The organism is Kitasatospora sp. Xyl93 (assembly GCF_055383135.1).
On sequence record NZ_AP029185.1, the window covers coordinates 7,902,765 to 7,918,255 of the forward strand.

13 protein-coding genes are annotated in these 15,491 nt (G+C 75.4%); 4 read left to right on the forward strand and 9 right to left on the reverse strand.

Features of this window, described 5'->3' with window-relative positions; genetic code table 11:
• Positions 1–103: 103 nt before the first annotated feature.
• The 3 genes from ACZ5GH_RS34380 to ACZ5GH_RS34390 form a co-directional block, all read right to left on the reverse strand.
• The gene (locus tag ACZ5GH_RS34380; RefSeq protein ID WP_464336266.1) at positions 104–1,084 is read right to left on the reverse strand and encodes a helix-turn-helix transcriptional regulator; all 981 of its coding nucleotides are present in this window, start codon (positions 1,082–1,084) and stop codon (positions 104–106) included.
• A gap of 216 nt (positions 1,085–1,300) precedes the next feature.
• Positions 1,301–1,843: a pyridoxamine 5'-phosphate oxidase family protein gene (locus ACZ5GH_RS34385; RefSeq protein ID WP_387757337.1), complete on the reverse strand. Its 543-nt coding sequence runs from the start codon at positions 1,841–1,843 to the stop codon at positions 1,301–1,303.
• A 166-nt stretch (positions 1,844–2,009) separates the two neighbouring features.
• The gene (locus ACZ5GH_RS34390; RefSeq protein ID WP_387757339.1) at positions 2,010–3,101 is read right to left on the reverse strand and encodes a DUF5937 family protein; all 1,092 of its coding nucleotides are present in this window, start codon (positions 3,099–3,101) and stop codon (positions 2,010–2,012) included.
• Between the two features lie 117 nt (positions 3,102–3,218).
• On the opposite strand from ACZ5GH_RS34390, the gene ACZ5GH_RS34395 reads away from it, so the two are divergent.
• The 3 genes from ACZ5GH_RS34395 to ACZ5GH_RS34405 all read left to right on the forward strand — a co-directional run bounded on the left by ACZ5GH_RS34395 (position 3,219) and on the right by ACZ5GH_RS34405 (position 6,189).
• Positions 3,219–3,437: a hypothetical protein gene (locus ACZ5GH_RS34395; RefSeq protein WP_387757341.1), complete on the forward strand. Its 219-nt coding sequence runs from the start codon at positions 3,219–3,221 to the stop codon at positions 3,435–3,437.
• A 443-nt stretch (positions 3,438–3,880) separates the two neighbouring features.
• Complete coding sequence (locus ACZ5GH_RS34400) at positions 3,881–5,149, forward strand: esterase/lipase family protein (RefSeq protein ID WP_464336267.1); 1,269 nt, start codon at positions 3,881–3,883, stop codon at positions 5,147–5,149.
• Between the two features lie 11 nt (positions 5,150–5,160).
• Positions 5,161–6,189 (forward strand): alpha/beta fold hydrolase, encoded by a 1,029-nt coding sequence (locus tag ACZ5GH_RS34405; protein ID WP_464336268.1) that lies wholly within the window; start codon positions 5,161–5,163, stop codon positions 6,187–6,189.
• Between the two features lie 194 nt (positions 6,190–6,383).
• Here ACZ5GH_RS34405 and ACZ5GH_RS34410 read toward each other — a convergent pair whose 3' ends face one another.
• The 5 genes from ACZ5GH_RS34410 to ACZ5GH_RS34430 form a co-directional block, all read right to left on the reverse strand.
• The gene (locus ACZ5GH_RS34410) at positions 6,384–8,246 is read right to left on the reverse strand and encodes a hypothetical protein (protein ID WP_464336269.1); all 1,863 of its coding nucleotides are present in this window, start codon (positions 8,244–8,246) and stop codon (positions 6,384–6,386) included.
• Positions 8,247–8,279: 33 nt separating this feature from the next.
• Complete coding sequence (locus ACZ5GH_RS34415) at positions 8,280–8,711, reverse strand: hypothetical protein (RefSeq protein WP_387757348.1); 432 nt, start codon at positions 8,709–8,711, stop codon at positions 8,280–8,282.
• Positions 8,708–9,091 carry a cupin domain-containing protein gene (locus ACZ5GH_RS34420; RefSeq protein ID WP_387757352.1) on the reverse strand — a complete coding sequence of 128 codons (384 nt, stop codon included), beginning with the start codon at positions 9,089–9,091 and terminating at the stop codon, positions 8,708–8,710. The genes ACZ5GH_RS34415 and ACZ5GH_RS34420 overlap by 4 nt, the downstream gene beginning before the upstream one ends.
• Positions 9,092–9,928: 837 nt before the next feature.
• Positions 9,929–10,954, reverse strand: coding sequence for a hypothetical protein (locus ACZ5GH_RS34425; RefSeq protein ID WP_464336270.1), 1,026 nt, complete (start codon positions 10,952–10,954; stop codon positions 9,929–9,931).
• Between the two features lie 130 nt (positions 10,955–11,084).
• Positions 11,085–12,284, reverse strand: a complete 1,200-nt coding sequence (locus ACZ5GH_RS34430) for a DUF4185 domain-containing protein (RefSeq protein WP_464336271.1) — start codon at positions 12,282–12,284, stop codon at positions 11,085–11,087.
• A gap of 281 nt (positions 12,285–12,565) precedes the next feature.
• Between ACZ5GH_RS34430 and ACZ5GH_RS34435 the strand changes: the two genes are divergently transcribed.
• On the forward strand, positions 12,566–13,684 hold the full coding sequence (locus ACZ5GH_RS34435) for a helix-turn-helix domain-containing protein (RefSeq protein ID WP_464336272.1): 1,119 nt from the start codon (positions 12,566–12,568) through the stop codon (positions 13,682–13,684).
• 127 nt (positions 13,685–13,811) lie between these two features.
• Here ACZ5GH_RS34435 and ACZ5GH_RS34440 read toward each other — a convergent pair whose 3' ends face one another.
• Positions 13,812–15,482, reverse strand: a complete 1,671-nt coding sequence (locus ACZ5GH_RS34440; protein WP_464336273.1) for a thiopeptide-type bacteriocin biosynthesis protein — start codon at positions 15,480–15,482, stop codon at positions 13,812–13,814.
• Positions 15,483–15,491: the final 9 nt, after the last annotated feature.

A 15,491-nucleotide genomic window follows, 5' to 3' on the forward strand; every position in this document is an offset into this window, starting at 1 on the left:
TATCGCGGGGCGGCCGTCGGCGGCGCCGGGAATATCGCGTACGACAGCGGCGGCGGGGGCGGGCGGGGGCGCGTGTGTTCGGGATCCCGCGCCTGTCGGGCGGTCAGTTCCCGTCCCGGCCCGAGGGTCTGGTGTAGAGGGCGGCGGCGCGGCGGGTGGCGTCGGCCAGGCGGGCGCGGAGGTCGGGAGGGTCGAGGACCTCGGCCTCCGGGCCGAGGCGGAGGAGTTCGAGATAGCCGATGTCCCAGGTCTCGACCGGCAGGGTCACGGTGACCCAGCCGTCGGCGTCCGGGGCGCCCGCGGTGGCGAGGGCGTCGGCGGCGACGGTGGGTTCCAGCAGGACGGCGAGGTTCTCGACGGCGACGGGGCTCAGGCGGACCACGGCCCGCTCGCGCAGCATGGCGCGGGTGAACTCCCGTGCCGCGGTGGCCCAGTGGTCGGCGAGGTCGAACTCCGGGTCGCGCTCGAAGCGTTCGTCGCCGGCCTCGGCGGTCTCGAAGCGGTCGACGCGGTACGAGCCGATCCGGCCGGACGGGCCGCGCGCCGCCAGGTACCACCGGCCGGCTTTCAGGACCAGGCCGTACGGCTCCAGCCGCCGCTCCCGGGTGCCGCCGCGCGCCGCGTAGCGGCCGTGGAGCACGCGGTCCTCCCACACGGCGCGCGACACCTCGGCGAGCAGCGGCGGCGCCTCGGCGTCGCGGAACCAGGCCGGTGCGTCGAGGTGGAAGCGCCGGGTGGCGGCGGCGGGGGCGTCGCCCAGGGCGGCGGCGACCTTCAGCCGTGCGGCGAGGGCGTGCCCGGCCAGGCCCATGTCGCGCAGCGGGCCCGGGAGTCCGGCCAGGTGCAGGACTTCGGCCTCGGCGCGTTCGAGGCCGGTGAGGCGGGTGCGGTAGCCGTCGACGAGCCGGTAGCCCCCGCCGCGGCCGCGGTCGGCGTACACCGGCACGCCGGCCTCGACCAGGGCGGCGACGTCCCGCTGCACGGTGCGTTCGGAGACCTCCAGCTCGGCGGCGAGCTCCGCGGCGGTCATCGCCCGCCGGCTCTGGAGGAGCAGCAGCAGCGCGATCGTCCGGCTCGCCCGCACGTCGTTCCCTCCGTCGCCCGTCGTCGGTGCGCGCCCGGTGGTACGCCGGCCGCGCGGGACCATTCTCGCCGGGCGCGGCGGCCCGGCCCGCCCCGGCCGCGGGGGCGGGCCGACCGTCGGCGCCGGGCGTCCGGCGGGGCGGGCCTGCGCGGCCGGCGGTGCGCGGTGCTCAGGCGCAGGAGGCCCCGGCCGGGTCCGGGGCCGGCACGGGCGGGGTCACACCTGGCCGGCCTCGCCCGGCTTCCCGCCGAGCTCGGCGGGGTCGGCGGCGAACACGGCCATCCACTGCGGGTGCAGCCGGTAGTAGACCACGTCGTTGTCCCAGTCGAAGGCGTCGTCGCCGTAGAAGTCCTGGAAGTACGCGAGCAGTTCCGGCCAGTCGGCGGCCGGCTCGCCGCCGTGGGGGTTGAGGACCTCCACGGTGCCGTGGGTGAACACGCCCAGCTCCTCCCCGCGCAGGTGCGCGGCGCTGACGGCGGGCCGGGCGGCGAGGTGCCGGGCCTTGGCGGCGCCGACCGCGGTGCCGAAGTGCCACTTCCCGTGCAGGAAGTGCCCGTCCACACCGCTGATCCGCGGCTCGCCCTTGGCCGTCACGGTGGACAGCGCGAGCGTGCACATGCCGGTGAGCACGCCGGTGAGCTGCTCGGCGGTGAGCGTGCGCTCGCTGCTGATGATCGACCGCAGGTGGGCCGTGGAGCGGGCGAGCGAGGCGTCGAGGAGGGCCTGGAGCCGGTGCAGCTCGTCGGGTGTTTCGCGCATGGGGTTCCCTTGTCCGTTCGTCGTCCCGGCCGGTGCCACCACGGCGCCGACCGGCACCCCCACTGTCCCGGTGAAACCCGACATCCTCTGTCGGGTTTCCCGCGCCGCCTCGGCGACGGGCCGCACCGACCGGGGCCGCCGACCGGGGCGTCCCCACCGTCCGTCCCTATCGCAGCACGGATTCCAGGAAGTCGCTGCCGAGCCGGGCCACGACCGCGTTGTCGAGCTGGTGGAGGACGTAGCGGCCCCGCCGCCGGGTGGTGACCAGCCCGGCCTTCTTCAGCACGGCGAGGTGGCGGGACACCTCGGGGGCGGTGACGCCGTACGCGTCGGCCAGCTCGTTCGTCGAGTAGCTGCCGCGCGCGAGGTTGCGGCACAGGCGCATCCGCAGCGGATGGGTCAGCGCGTCCAGGCGCAGCCTGACCGCCTCCACGGACTCGGCGCCGCCGATCTCGTGGGCGGCGGCCGGGTACTGGATCACCGGCTGCCAGCCCGGCCCGTACAGGGTGAACAGGTGCGGCCAGCCGAAGGCGGTCGGCAGCAGGGTGACGGCGCTGTCCCCGGCCCGGGTGCGGCCGTGGAGCAGCTTGTCGACCACGATGCGGCTGCCGTGCTCGTCCTCTTCCAGGCTCAGCGCCGGGGACGCAGCCGCGAGCGCCTCCGCCAGGCCCTTGCGGCGCAGCAGCTCGGTCTTGTGCTGGGCGTCGGCGGCGAGCTGGGCGCGGACCCGGCGCCAGGTGTCGGCGAAGAACGCCTGGTCGCAGTCCTCCAGGAGGCGCCGGATCCACGCCCGGGTGGCGGTGGGGTCGGCGAGCATCCGCTCGACGAACGCCGCCTGGCGCGGGCCGCGCGCCGCCGCCAGGTCGAGCGCGCGGCGCCGCGCCCACGCGTCGACCAGCGGCGACGGCAGGCCCTTCGGGTAGTGGCTGGTGCTGCAGGAGATCTCCAGGGCCGTGCCGACGAACCTCTCGTCGTCCATGCGGTCGAGGTCGTCCAGCTCCTCGGCGAGGGTCTGCCGGGGCCGGGCCGGCATCAGGAAGTCGGAGCGCGTCGACCGCCACATGAACTCGGCCTCCAGCAGTCGGTCGGCCAGCTCCGGTGCGAGCGCGGCGGAGGTCGCCGTCGTCCACGCGTGCAGCCGCGCGTGGTGGGCGGGTTCGGCCAGCGCGTGCAGCGCGTTGCCGAGCTCGGCCAGCGGCGAGGGGCAGAAGGTGATCCGCTCGTGCGGCAGTCCGGTGATGTCGATGGTCACGCTCACCCCCCTATGGTGCAGGGCCTCTGACGTGCGGGTTCGGGCGGGGGGAGCGGTCGCGCCATTTGACGGGGGCCGTCAATCGACGGGACTTGCCGGGCGGTCGGGGTGCACGGTGGGCGCATGAACGCACTGCAGCAGCACCTCCTCGACAGTCACCGGGCCGCCCAGCACGCCGAACCGGCCCCGCCCGTCCCCGGCACCCACGACGTCGAGGTGCTGCGCGCGGCCCGCGACCGGCGCCGCTTCGAGGCGGTCCTCGCCGGCCGCCCGGCCACCGGCCGCCTCCGGCTGGCGCTGCGCCTGGCCCTCCGCCGCCGGCTGCGCCCCCGGGCATGTTAGGGCGTGTCTGACACTTCCCGCCGGGTGCGCGACGCTCCCCCAGCCTTCGGCCGGGAGGTACCCCCAGGGCACAAGCGCACCTCGCCGCGTTGTCGTCGGTCGCCAATGGCCCCCAGCCTCCGGCCGGGAGGTGCCCCCACCGCAGTGGCTCCCTCCTCCGCCTTGCGATGCACGCACCCCAACGCCGCGCCCTGATCCGACGCGAATTGTCAGACACGCCCTGGGCCCAGCGGACCTGGTGGAGGCCCCGCCGCCGGGGGAAGTGCCGAGCTCGGCGGGCCGGGCGGCAGGGCCGGCGCGGGCGGTCCGCAGCGGGGTCCTGGCCAGGTGGCCGAGGGCCACATCGGGAGGCCGGGGGTGTGGGCGACCGACATAGGGAGGGGCACTTCGGCAGCCCTAGGGTGTCCCGGACCGGACACCTCGGCGTGGAGGAGTGAACGCGTATGCGAAGAGGACTGGGCTGGGTGCTCGCGGGCGTGCTGGCGCTGGTCGGTGCGGCCGTCCCGGCGGTGCCGGCGGTGGCCGCCACGGCCGCGGTGCCGTCCCACCTGACCCTGGAGGCGACGTACGGCAGCGTCGCCAACGGCTGGGAACGCGTCGAGCGCTACCTCGACACCACCACCGGCTTCCGGCAGGAGCAGTACCCGCCGGACGGCCGCGGCGACCAGGACGGCCAGCGGCTGACCTTCTTCGGCGGCGTCAAGCAGCCCTACTCCGGCCGCTTCCTGCTCTACTCGGCCCCGGGCTGGAACACCGGCTCGCACCAGGTCCCGGTGCTGCTGGTGCACGGCGCCAACGACAACCCGGACCGCGCCTGGGCCAACCCCGGCGAGTCCGGCGGCTACGGCTGCGGCTCCGCCTCCTGCCCGAACACCGGGCTGATGCAGAACCTGGCCGGGCGGGGCTACCGGGTCTTCGCGATCGGCTTCGCGCACAAGCAGGGCGACAACCTGATGCAGGCCCAGGAGGTCGGCGACGCCGTCGCGCTGATCCGGGCCAAGCTCGGTGTCCCGCAGGTGGACGTGGTGGGCTGGAGCAAGGGCGAGATGTCCTCGCGGGCCTACGTGTCCTCGGTGAAGCCCTCCTGGGGCCGCCCGTACGCGGGCGACGTGCGCAAGCTGATCACCCTCGGCGGCCCGAACGGCGGCTACGACTACCCGTTCGCGCACGGCTGGGCGCACGACTTCTCGATCTGGCCGCAGTGCGGCGGTGCCGTCAACGCCCCGTCCCCGCACCTGCGGATGACCTGCTACGGCACCTACACCTCGCACCCGGAGTTCTCCTTCACCCCCACCAGCGGCTATGACGTCTACCCCGGGCAGCGGCAGATGCTGGCCCGCTGGGACTCGGTGTTCGGCATCGACCAGACCCAGCAGGACTGGTACACGACCTACCACGGCGGGCAGGGCTTCTTCACCGACGGCGGCGGCATCCAGGCCGCGATCAACGCCGGCTCGCTGATCGCCCCGCTGCAGCAGGCCGGGGTCCCCTCCTCGGTGACGTCGTACCTGCTGGCCGGCGGCACGCCCAGCATCGTCGGCATCTTCAACGAGAACCGCGGGCCCAGCGACGGCGTGGTCTTCGTCGCCAGCGCGCTGGACACCACCGGCTTCGGCACCGTCGGCGGGACCGCGCTGATCACCCTCGCCAACCACCTGCAACTCGGCTGGGACAGCGCGGCGAGCGCGCAGGTCGCCGGCTGGCTGAACTGAGGACCACCCGGATGATCGTCGAACGACCGGTCGCCACCGACCGGCTCACCGTGAACTACGCCGAGATCGAGGGCCGCACCGGGGAACCGGTGGTCCTGGTGCACGGCAACGTCTCCTCCGGCGTCTTCTGGCACCCGACCATGACCGCCCTCCCCGAGCGCTACCGTCCGCTGGCGCCCGACCTGCGCGGCTTCGGCGGCACCGAGCCGCTGCCGGTGGACGCCACCCGGGGCCTGCGCGACCACAGCGAGGACCTGCTCTCCTACCTCCGGACGCTGGAACTCGGCCCGGTCCACCTGGTCGGCTGGAGCATGGGCGGCGGTGTGGTGCTGCAACTGCTGCGCGACCACCCGGACCTGGTCCGCTCGCTCACCCTGGTCAACCCGGTCTCCCCGTACGGCTTCGGCGGCACCCACGGGGTGGACGGGCGGCTCAACTCGCCCGACGGGGCGGGCTCGGGCGCCGGCGGTGCGGCCGCCGAGTTCGTCCGGCTGCTGCGCGAGGGCGAACTCGGCGCCGAGTCGCCGTTCGCGCCGCGCTCGGTGCTGAACAGCGCCTACGTCAGCGAGCCGCTGGCGGAGCCGGACCCCTTCGTGGCCGCGATGCTGACCACCCGGACCGGGGAGGACCACTACCCGGGCGACAGCCGCACCAGCGACGCCTGGCCCGGCTTCGCCCCCGGCGGACGCGGGGTGCTCAACTCGATGGCGCCGACCCACTTCCGGATCGACGACCTGGAAGTGGTCGAGCCGAAGCCGCCGATCCTGTGGATCCGCGGTACGGCCGACGTGATCGTCTCGGACACCTCGCTCTTCGACCTGGCCCACCTGGGGGCGGTCGGCGCGGTCCCGGGCTGGCCCGGCGCCGACACCTGCCCGGCACAGCCCATGGTGGCGCAGACCCGCGCCGTCCTGGACCGCTACGCCGCCGCCGGCGGGCGGGTGCGCGAGGTCGCGGTCGAAGGCGCCGGGCACAGCGTGCAGTTGGAACGGCCGAAGGAGTTCCTGACGGCGCTGGTGGAGGCGCTGGACGGGGCGTGACCGGGACGGCCTGCGCGGAACGGCCCGTACGGGTGCGGCGTGAGCGGCTCGGCGTTGAGCGGCTCACGGCGAACGGCCGGTCGACCTTCGGGTCGACCGGCCGTCGCGGTGTTGGCGTTCCGGTGTCCCGGTGTCCCGGTGTCCCGGCGTTCCGGTGGCCGCACGGCAGCGTCGGCGCCGCGCCGGAGGGATCGTCACCCTCGCCCCGGAGCGCCGGAGTCGGTCCGGGGCGGTCCGGACCGGGTGCGGGGGTCGAGGAGCCAGGTCACCGGGCGGGCGGGGTCCGGGTCGTAGCGGCAGGAAGCGCCGGTGCGGACGGTGTCGCGCAGAAGCCTTGCCAGTGGGGCGTCGTGGCGGGCGACGCGGTCCAGAGCGGCGACGACGGCCTTGCGCACGGCGACCCGGGCGCGTTCGTCGGTGGAGCCGAAGCGGCGCCGGCGCCCGCCGAGACCGGTGGCGGCGCGGATCTCGTCCAGCAGCGCCTCGCGTTCCAGCCGCAGCCGGTCGAGGCGGCCCTGGTCGGCCCACTCGGCGGCGTCGTCCAGTTCGGCGTCGATGTCGTCCAACCGGCGGTGGTAGGCGGCCAGGGCCTGCCGGTCGGCGATCTCCCCGGTGTCGGACTCGGTGACGGCGAGCCCCGGGTGGCCGCTCGCCGTGGCCGCGAGCTCGCCCGCGCTCACGTCGGTGCCCGGACGGCCGAGCAGCGTCCGCAGATGGTGCAGCCCCCTGAGGTCGGGCAGCGCGAACGTCGCGCCCTCCTCGCCGACGAGCCAGCCGGGCTCGTCGGCGCGGTCCTGGCCCGGGCCAGGACCCGCACCCGGGGCCGGCCCCGGGTGCAGGTGCACGGTGCGGGGACGGGCGGTCGGCGGGGGAGCGGGTTCGGCGAGCCGGCGCGACCACCAGCCGGCGCCGATCCGCCGGTAGGCGGCGACCGCGGCCCCGCGCGCCGAGGCCGCTCCGGGGAGTCCGAGGGCCGCCAGCGCGCGGTGGACGTAGTCGTCGACCACGCCGTGGAAGGTGACGGCCCCGGCGTTGAGCACGGCCCGGCCGGTGAACGGCGCGAGGAGCCGGGCGCCCTCGGCGGCGAGGTCGTGGCGGTGCAGCGTGGCGGCGACCTCGCTGAGGCAGGCGACGGTGAGCAGGAAGTCGACGTCGCGCGGCACCTTCGCGAACCCCGCGCCGGCGAGCAGGTCGAGCAGCCGCCGGGCCTGTCCGTCCTCACCGGCTGCCAGCCGGAGGACGGCCGCCTCGGCGGAGACCGACGGCACGCCCTCGGCCGCGCCGAACTCCTCGAAGGCGGCGGCCTCCCGCCGCAGCGCCGCCACGTCGCCCGACTGCCGTGCGCGGGCGGCCGCGAGGCTGTGAAGGACGGCGTCGAGGTCGGGCTCGGCCGCCTCGGCACCCAGCTCCCGGGCGGTGGCCATCAGACGGTCGGCCGTGTCGATCTCGTCGTGGACGAGGGCGAGCGCGGCGCGGCGGGAGGCGGCGAAGAAGGCCGGGCGCGCCCGGCCGGACTCCTCGGCGAGGGTGTCGAGCGCGCGCAGCTGACGCTGCACGGCGACGAGGTCCAGGCACTCCCACGCGGTGGTCAGCCGCCACAGGTGGCCGGTCAGCCGGCGCTCGGGGTCGGTCAGGTGCGCCGTCGTGTCGGCCAGGCGCTCGGCGAGGGCCAGCCGTTCCGCGAAGTCGTCCGGCCCCCAGTGCGCGACCAGCGCGGCGTCCAGGACCTCGGCGAGGACCGCGGGATCGCCCAGGCCGTCCGCGACGGCCACCGCCTCCCGTGCGAAGGCGACCGCCCGGCCCGCGTCGCCCCCGTACACCCAGGCCCGGGCCAGGGCGGCGGCCAGCCGGCACCGGCTCGCCGGGGAGACGGCCGCCGCGTACGCCTCGTGGATCAGCGCCGGGACCTGCCCCGGATGGACCCCGAAGCGCAGGCCCGACGGCAGTTCGAGCGCCGTCGCGGCCATGAGTTCGGCGTCCCCGGTCGCACGTGCCCGCTCGTAAGCCGCCAGCAGTCCGGCCCGGGTGTCGGCTGCTCGGACCGACCCGGCCTCCATAGCCAGATCGTACGGCGGGCCGGGAGGCGGCGCTCAGGGCCGCAGCAGGCGTACGGCCCGTGCGTGCTCGGCCACGCGGGCGCGGTCCCAGTCGCCGGTGCAGTACACCGACAGATCGGAGATCGAGCCCTCGGACACGTCGGCGCGGAACAGTTCCCGGCAGTACCAGGAGTCCCCGTCCTGCTCCCACCGCTCCTCGACCTCCAGCACGAAGCCGGTCGGGGTCGGGTCGAACCGGGACCTCGGGACCCGGCCCGGCCCCGGGTGCCCGGCGCGGCGCAGGGCGACCACGTCGTCGACCCCGCGTGCCTGCAGCCGCCACCGCGGCGAGGTGAAGTCGCAGAGGACGTCGGCCGTGAAGAGGCCGGTGGGCGGGGTGCCGGTCTCCAGGAAGGTGACGAGGTCGGCGGCGGTCCGGCGGAACGGGGTGGCGGTGGCGGCAGCGGCGGCGGGTGCGGTGCTCATCGCGGGCCTCCCTCGGCCATGGCGGTGTTCGCGGCCACGACCTCGGTCGTCCGCCGCAGCGCGTCGGCAGGGCTGAACTCGACGGTCTCCGTCCCGGCCGAGACGACCGGTACGTGGCCGGGCGGGGCGTAGTACGCGTCGCCGGCGCGGTAGGTCTCGATGTGGTCCCGGTAGCGCAGGACCAGTCGGCCGGCCAGTACCAGGCCCCAGTGCGGGCACTGGCACCGGTCGTCGGGCAGCCCGCGGAACGCCTCGGTGGCGTCGGCGTCGGCGGGGAAGGTCTCGAAGGAGACGGTGTAGCCGTCCAGGTCGACGTAGCGGCCCTGGATGACCGGTGCGTCGACGAGCAGCGGCGCCTCGTCCTTGCGGGTGCGCGGCATGATGACCTCCGGTGTCGTTCGAAGCGGGACACCCTGAAGGCGTGAGTCGGGGGACTCACAGTGTGACGTCACAGCCGGGTGCGGGTGCGGGTCCGGGCGCGGGTGGGACGTCGGCCCCGGACGCGCGGGAAGGACGCCCCCTCCGCCCGCGGCACACAGGGGGCCTCGCGGTAGGGCCCAGCGCGCGGTCGGCGGCCCAGGGTTGAGCGGCGGCAAAGGGGCGGCGGTTGACTGGGGGTCAGGCCGCTGCACGAGGGGCGTCGGCGAAACCAGGGAAGCGGCCCGACGGGGTGGCGACGGCGCCCTTCTGGACGGACGCGCCCGGAAGCGCTCGCGCCCTGGACGGTTGTCACGTCTGGCGGGCCGGCCGGGCGGGCATATCACCGGCACCCGGCGACGGGCCCGGCCGCGACTCCCCCACGAAGCGCAACCGGGCCCCGGCCGGCCACCGGGCCTGGGCGCGACTCCCCCCACGGAGCAGCACCTGGGCCCGCATCCTGCTCAACCAGCGACACGCAGCGTACATGCCATCTACACCCAGCGCTACCTGGTTGTCGCGGGGCGGCTTCGCCAGTCCCCGTGACCGGCTCGGTGGGCGGGATGACAGACAGCGGGCGAGCGTGGTCGGGGTGAGGCCACCGGAAGTCCTTGCCGGCGGAGACGCTCTCCCCGGAGCGGTCTCGGTCTTCGGTGGGCGTTTTCAAACGGCCACCGCCGTAAGGGAGTTGCGGGCACGGGCGGTCATCCGTTCTCGCCCGGCATCCGGGGGTCGGAGACGAGGTAGTCGGCGTGGCCGCCGTGTTCGCCAGGGGGCCGCGCGGCGCGCTGCTGCCTCGGCTACCTGGTGATCCAGGTGCCTTGGGTGGGGTTCCAGTGGATGACGGCGTTCTGGAAGCGCTGGGCCTTGCCGCCGTTCTCGTCGAGTTCGTCGGTGGTGGGGTAGCCGAGGGCGGCTTCGCGGCCGTTGGCGGCGAAGGCGTCGTGGATGGCTCCGTGGACGGTGTGGGTGCCGGTCTTGGGGGACCAGAGGAAGAGGCCGTGTTCGAAGTACTGGTAGCGGCCGCGGGTGCCGTCGGGGGCGGTGGCGGCGTCGGCTTCGTCGGTGGTGGGGAATCCCCAGTGGCGTTCGGCGTCGGTGTTCCAGAAGGTGGTGAGGACGTCGCCGTAGACGGGGTGGGCGTCGTCGGGGTGCCAGAGGATGATGCCGTTCTGGAACTGCTGGAACCGGCCGCCCAGCGAGGAGTCGCGCTCCCCGGTGACCGGGGCCCCGAGCACGCTGCCCGCCCCGCCCATCGCGGCGTACTTGGCGCCGATCGACCCGTACGGGACCAGGTCGTCCAGCCGGTCGTACCGGCGGGGCGAGAAGCCGCGCAGCCCGTTGGTCCAGGTGTCCTCCTGGGCCACGTAGCCGTAGTCGATCTCCTCGCGGACCACCGGCTGGGTGTGCGCGCCGTCGGCCCACCGCACGAACAGGGCCACGTGGTCGGTGCCGCCGGAGTCGCGCAGCAGGGCGTCACCGGGCTGGAGGTCCCCGGCGGCGAGGTCGGAGGTGACGTTCCACAGGGACCAGGTGGTCAGGGAGGAGCTCAGGTTCCAGGCCATGGACACGAAGCCCGAGCAGTCCGGGCGGTAGCAGCCGAACCGGTTGTCGTGGCAGCCGTTGTTGTCGTACGGCACCCTCTCGTCGATCCAGGACTGCGCGCGGTCCAGGACCTCGCCCCGGCCGATCGGCCCGTCGGGGGAGGAGGCGGCGGCCGGCGGCGCGGCGCCGAGGCCGGCCGTCACGGCGGCCAGCAGCAGGGCCGCGAAGCGCGCGGCGCGACGCCCGACCGGGGACGGCGAGGGTCGGTTGAACGATGGCATGGGTCCGCCTTGCGGGGTCAGTGGGTGGTCCAGGTGCCTCGGGTGGGGCGCCGGTGGATGACGGCGTTCCGGAAGCCGGTGCCGGCCGGCAGGCCGGTGCCGACCGGCCGGGGACGTCGCCCGGCGGGTGTCACGGGTTGATGCCGTCGTACTGGAGCACCCGGTACGGCGACTGGCCCTGCTGTCCGTTCCACTGCGAGACGATCAGCGTCAGGGAGTCGGCGCCGGCGCTGCCCGGGTGGATGTAGCCGCCGTAGAGGGACGGCAGCTGCGGCCGGCCCCAGTGGCTCGGCGGCCAGGCGGTGTTGCCGGCGATCTGGACCTTGGGCGCCGTCCACACCGCGTCCGGGCGCGACGCGGTGCGGGTGCAGATCGAGTAGTCGGTGACGTCGAAGTAGCTCATGCAGTACCTGCCGCCGATCCGCTTGACGGAGAACTCCCCGATGTTGTTGCCGGAGAGGATCACCGACGGGCCGACGGCCGTCGTCCACTGCCAGGAGCCGTTGAGGTAGGCCCAGTTCTCCTGCGCGCCGAAGTTCCCGGCCCGGAAGTCGTCCGGCCGGATCCGGAAGAGCTGGATGGCGCCGCCGTCGGCGGTGTTGCGGTGGGTGCCGTTCCAGCGCTTGGAGAAGACGTAGAGCCAGCCGTCCGGGTCGATCCCGGCGAAGGACCACATCCCGTACATGGACTGGTTGGTGCCCTGGGTGTCGCCGGGCCAGTGGTAGGGGTAGTCCCGCCAGGTCACGCCGTGGTCGTCGGAGTAGGCCACCCCGGACATCAGCGAGCCGTCGAAGCCGGCCGGCGGGGTCCAGGTCGCCACCGAGGTGTACTGGATGTAGGTGCGGCCGCCGAACTCGATGCAGTCGTTGGGGATGCGGCTGAACTCCCAGCCGTGGCCGTTGTCCGCCTGGTGCGCGTAGTCGAACAGCTGGTTGGCCTGTCCGCCGGTGGGCATCGCCCAGGTGAAGGAGATCGATGAGCCGCCGCTGCGGTCGAAGTCCGCCTGGGCGAGCATCACCGGGGAGCCGAGGTACGGGTCGCGCTGGGCCGGGTTGGCCCAGGCGTCGCCGAAGACGTAGCCCCAGGTGCCGTCGTGCTCCCGGAAGTACGGGATGTCGAGGTCCCCGGAGCCCAGGCCCTGGGCGCTGGCCGAATCGCCGGGGGTTTCGCAGAGCGGGGTGCCGTTCTGGCCCAGGGTGGTGGCGGTGCCCGCGCGGGCGGGGCTCGCGGCCGTGCCGAGCAGGCCGGCGCCCAGCGTCAGGCCGGCGCCGGCCCGGAGCACGGTTCGGCGGCTGGGCTCACCGTGGGCGGGCCGGGGAGCGTTGGACATCGACGGGTCCTCCTTGGGGGTGGTGACGTGGTGAACACGCCGGCGCGCGCTGGCGGCGCGTGCTGACGGCGTGTGAAGTACCGCACACGGCCCATCCGGTGGAAAGCCGGGGCGCGGCACCCCGGGAGCCGGTTTGATTCCTGGCATGACTGGCGCAGGAGCCGGGGCGCCGCGTCCATCGAACACGCCGCGGGTCGCGCTGTCACGTGCCGGTGACCTGCTCGGACAAACGCCGGACAACGTCAGGACAAGCACCGGACGGGAAGTGAGGGGACGAACGGGTGGGACGGCAGGAACAGCCACTGGACGCCGGGGACGGACCCCTGGTGCTCTTCGCGCTCGAACTCAGGGAGCTGCGACGCCAGGCCGGCAGCCCGCCGTACCGGCGGCTCGCCGCGCGCACCAACTACTCGGCCTCCACGCTCGCCGAGGCGGCCGCCGGCCGCCGGCTGCCCAGCGACGCCGTACTGGCCGCATTCGTGGCCGCGTGCGGCGGCGACCCCCAGGAGTGGGAGCGCCGGCGGGTCCGTACGCACCGGCTGATCACCCGGCCGCTGGTGGCGGCGGGGCCGCCTGGCCGGACGGTCGCCGGGGCGGAGGTGGCTGCGGAGGTGGCGGTCGCGGAGGCGACCACGGACAAGCCCACGGACAAGCCCGCGGAGGAGCACGCGGCGGTGACCACGGCGGCGACGGGGGCAGGGATGAACGGGGCAGCGTCCGGCGGGCCTCCGGCGGCTGGGGTGCGGACGGCACCGCGGTACGGGCACCGGCGCCGGCCGGTCGTGCTGCGCCGGGCCTTCGGCTCCGCCGGCGCCGTCCTCTTCGCGCTGACCTTCGGCATCTGCGTCCAGGGGGACTCGCCCGCGTCGGGCGCCATGGCCCCGGTCAGCGCCGGGGCGCCGGCCCAGGACCCGGCCCGCTGGCTCCGCCCCGGCACCGACGTCCCGGCCCGGTACCGGGGCCCGATCATCGAGGCGGGCACCGGCTGCTTCGAACCCGAGGTCACCCCCGCCCTGATCGCGGCGATGCTCAAGGCGGAGAGCGGCTTCGACCCGGACCTGAGCGACCCGGCCGCCGACGAGTACGGCATCGCGCGCTGGACTCCGCGGGTGCTGCGCCACTACCTGCCGGCGGGCCGTCAGGAGACCGTTCCCGAACCGCCCTTCAGCGCGGAGGACTCCATCCTGGCGGTGGGCCGGATGCTCTGCGCCATCGCGCCCGAGCTGCGGGGCGTCGAGGGCGACCCGGCGCTCAACCTGGCCGCCGCCTACCGCACCTCCACGTGGGTGGTGCGCGGGTACGACGAGGCGAGGCTGGCCTCGATCCGGCCGTATCTGGACCAGGTCCGCGGCAACATCGAGCGCTACCGCCCGGTGCGGCCCGAACCGCGGCGCCGCTGAACCGGTCGGTACCGCTGAACCGGCCGGTACCACACCGGGCCATGTCACGCCGGGCCGGCGCCGCACCGGACGTCGGCCGGCCGGACACCCGCGCGGCCCCAGGGCCGGACACCCGCCGGGCCCCGGGTCAGGGCGACGCCGCGCGACCCAGGGGCAGCAGGTACTGGATCGGCTCGTCGAGGTCGTCGAGGGCGAGGAGTTCGTGGGCGAGGTCGTCGAAGAGGCCGCCGAGCGGTGTGGTGCCGAGGCCGAAGGCGGCGGCGGTGAGGAGGAGGTTCTGGGCGAGGTGCCCGGTCTCGACGAGCCCGAGGCGCAGCGCGCGCAGGCCGTAGCGGCGGCGCAGTGCGGCGAGGTCGAGGTGGACGGCGAGCACCGCGGGCGCCTCGTCCACCACGAGGGCCTGCGGGTCCGAATCGGGGCGGGTGAGGTAGTAGGACAGGGCCTTGAGCTGGTCGATGTCGGGCGCCGGGCCGATCAGGCGCAGGGCGCGCAGCTCCGGCACGCAGTGGTAGGTGCCGGCGGGCAGGCCGTCGACGGCGAGGGCGACCAGCCGCACCCGGACGGCCCGCATGGCGCCCGCGCTCGGGTACGGGCGGTCGCCGGTGGGGCGGTTGGGCGCGTACGCGGACCAGAGCACGCCGCCCAGCTCACCGGCGGTGAGCGGACCGGTCAGCCGGCCCCGGGCGGAGCGGCGGTTGTGCAGGGCGTCGGCGAGGGAGACGGCGGGCAGCGGGTCGGCGGGCAGCGGGAGGTCGCCGGGCGCCGGTCGCGGGGCCTCGGCGGGCGGCACCGGTGCCAGCGCGGTGTCCTCGGGGCGCCCGATCTGGAACTTGCTGTGCTCCAGGTACTGGTGGTCGGGGGCGTGCCGGTCCTCGGGGAAGAAGGTGAACGGCCGGTCCGTCTCCAGGAGCGTCCGCCCGGCGAGCCGGCAGACCGCCCGCTCCTCGTCCGGACCGACTCCCAGCCGGTTGAACAGCATGTGCAGGTGCGAGGCCCACACCCGGCGCAGCCGCTCCTCGGACTCCCGCGGTGCGCCGGCCCGCATCCGGGCGGCGGCGTCCGCCACCCGGACCGCCCAGTCGGCGAGCCAGGGCGTGGCCGTACCGGCGTCGAGCGCCTCGCGCAGGGCCGCGGCCCGGCGGGCCAGGGCCTGCCGCTGGCGGGCGAACACCGCGTTCACCCGGCTGTGCACGGCGGCCCCGGGCAGCGGCTGGAACTCCGTCACCCAGCGCCAGCCGGCGGCGTGGCGCCGCAGCCAGCGGGCGGACGCCAGCTCGTCCAGTCCCAGGGCGTGGGCGGTGGTGTGCGCCAGGTCCAGGGCGACGGGCAGCCGGGCGCCGGGGGAGGCGTCGAGGGCGCGCAGGGCATGGACGGCCGTGCGGGTGGAGTGGGTGAAGAGTTCCTCGGCGACCGGCAGCAGCGCGGGCCCGCCGTAGCGCTCGGTCTCCGGCTCGTACGGGACGGCGGTGACCTCACCGTGCCGGGCCGTCCACGGGCCGTCCGGCGGGGTGTACGGGGAGGCGAGCCGGGCGAGTTCCTTCGCCACGGTGTCCGGGTCCTCGGCCGGCTCCCGGAAGCGGATCCGCAGGTGCGGGCCGCCCTCGCCGTAGCGGATGAAGAACCAGCCGGCGCCCGCGAGGCGGTCCATCAGCGGCGCGAGGTCCTCGGTGACGAAGGCGTCGGTCTCGGGGGCGGGCAGCGGCAGGGCCAGGTGCAGGCTGTGCCAGGGGGCGGTCGGCGGCTGTCGGGTCGTCATCGCGTCCTTCCCGGACGGCAGGGCGGGGATCGAGCGGGACATCAGGGGAAC

What these genes read in the sequence shown, in the direction of transcription:
- ACZ5GH_RS34385 (WP_387757337.1), bottom strand. Translation starts at nt 1,843, where the DNA reads ATGCGCGAAACACCCGACGAGCTGCACCGGCTCCAGGCCCTCCTCGAC.
- ACZ5GH_RS34395 (WP_387757341.1), top strand. Translation starts at nt 3,219, where the DNA reads ATGAACGCACTGCAGCAGCACCTCCTCGACAGTCACCGGGCCGCCCAG.
- ACZ5GH_RS34400 (WP_464336267.1), top strand. Translation starts at nt 3,881, where the DNA reads ATGCGAAGAGGACTGGGCTGGGTGCTCGCGGGCGTGCTGGCGCTGGTC.
- ACZ5GH_RS34405 (WP_464336268.1), top strand. Translation starts at nt 5,161, where the DNA reads ATGATCGTCGAACGACCGGTCGCCACCGACCGGCTCACCGTGAACTAC.
- ACZ5GH_RS34410 (WP_464336269.1), bottom strand. Translation starts at nt 8,246, where the DNA reads ATGGAGGCCGGGTCGGTCCGAGCAGCCGACACCCGGGCCGGACTGCTG.
- ACZ5GH_RS34415 (WP_387757348.1), bottom strand. Translation starts at nt 8,711, where the DNA reads ATGAGCACCGCACCCGCCGCCGCTGCCGCCACCGCCACCCCGTTCCGC.
- ACZ5GH_RS34420 (WP_387757352.1), bottom strand. Translation starts at nt 9,091, where the DNA reads ATGCCGCGCACCCGCAAGGACGAGGCGCCGCTGCTCGTCGACGCACCG.
- ACZ5GH_RS34425 (WP_464336270.1), bottom strand. Translation starts at nt 10,954, where the DNA reads ATGCCATCGTTCAACCGACCCTCGCCGTCCCCGGTCGGGCGTCGCGCC.
- ACZ5GH_RS34430 (WP_464336271.1), bottom strand. Translation starts at nt 12,284, where the DNA reads ATGTCCAACGCTCCCCGGCCCGCCCACGGTGAGCCCAGCCGCCGAACC.
- ACZ5GH_RS34440 (WP_464336273.1), bottom strand. Translation starts at nt 15,482, where the DNA reads ATGTCCCGCTCGATCCCCGCCCTGCCGTCCGGGAAGGACGCGATGACG.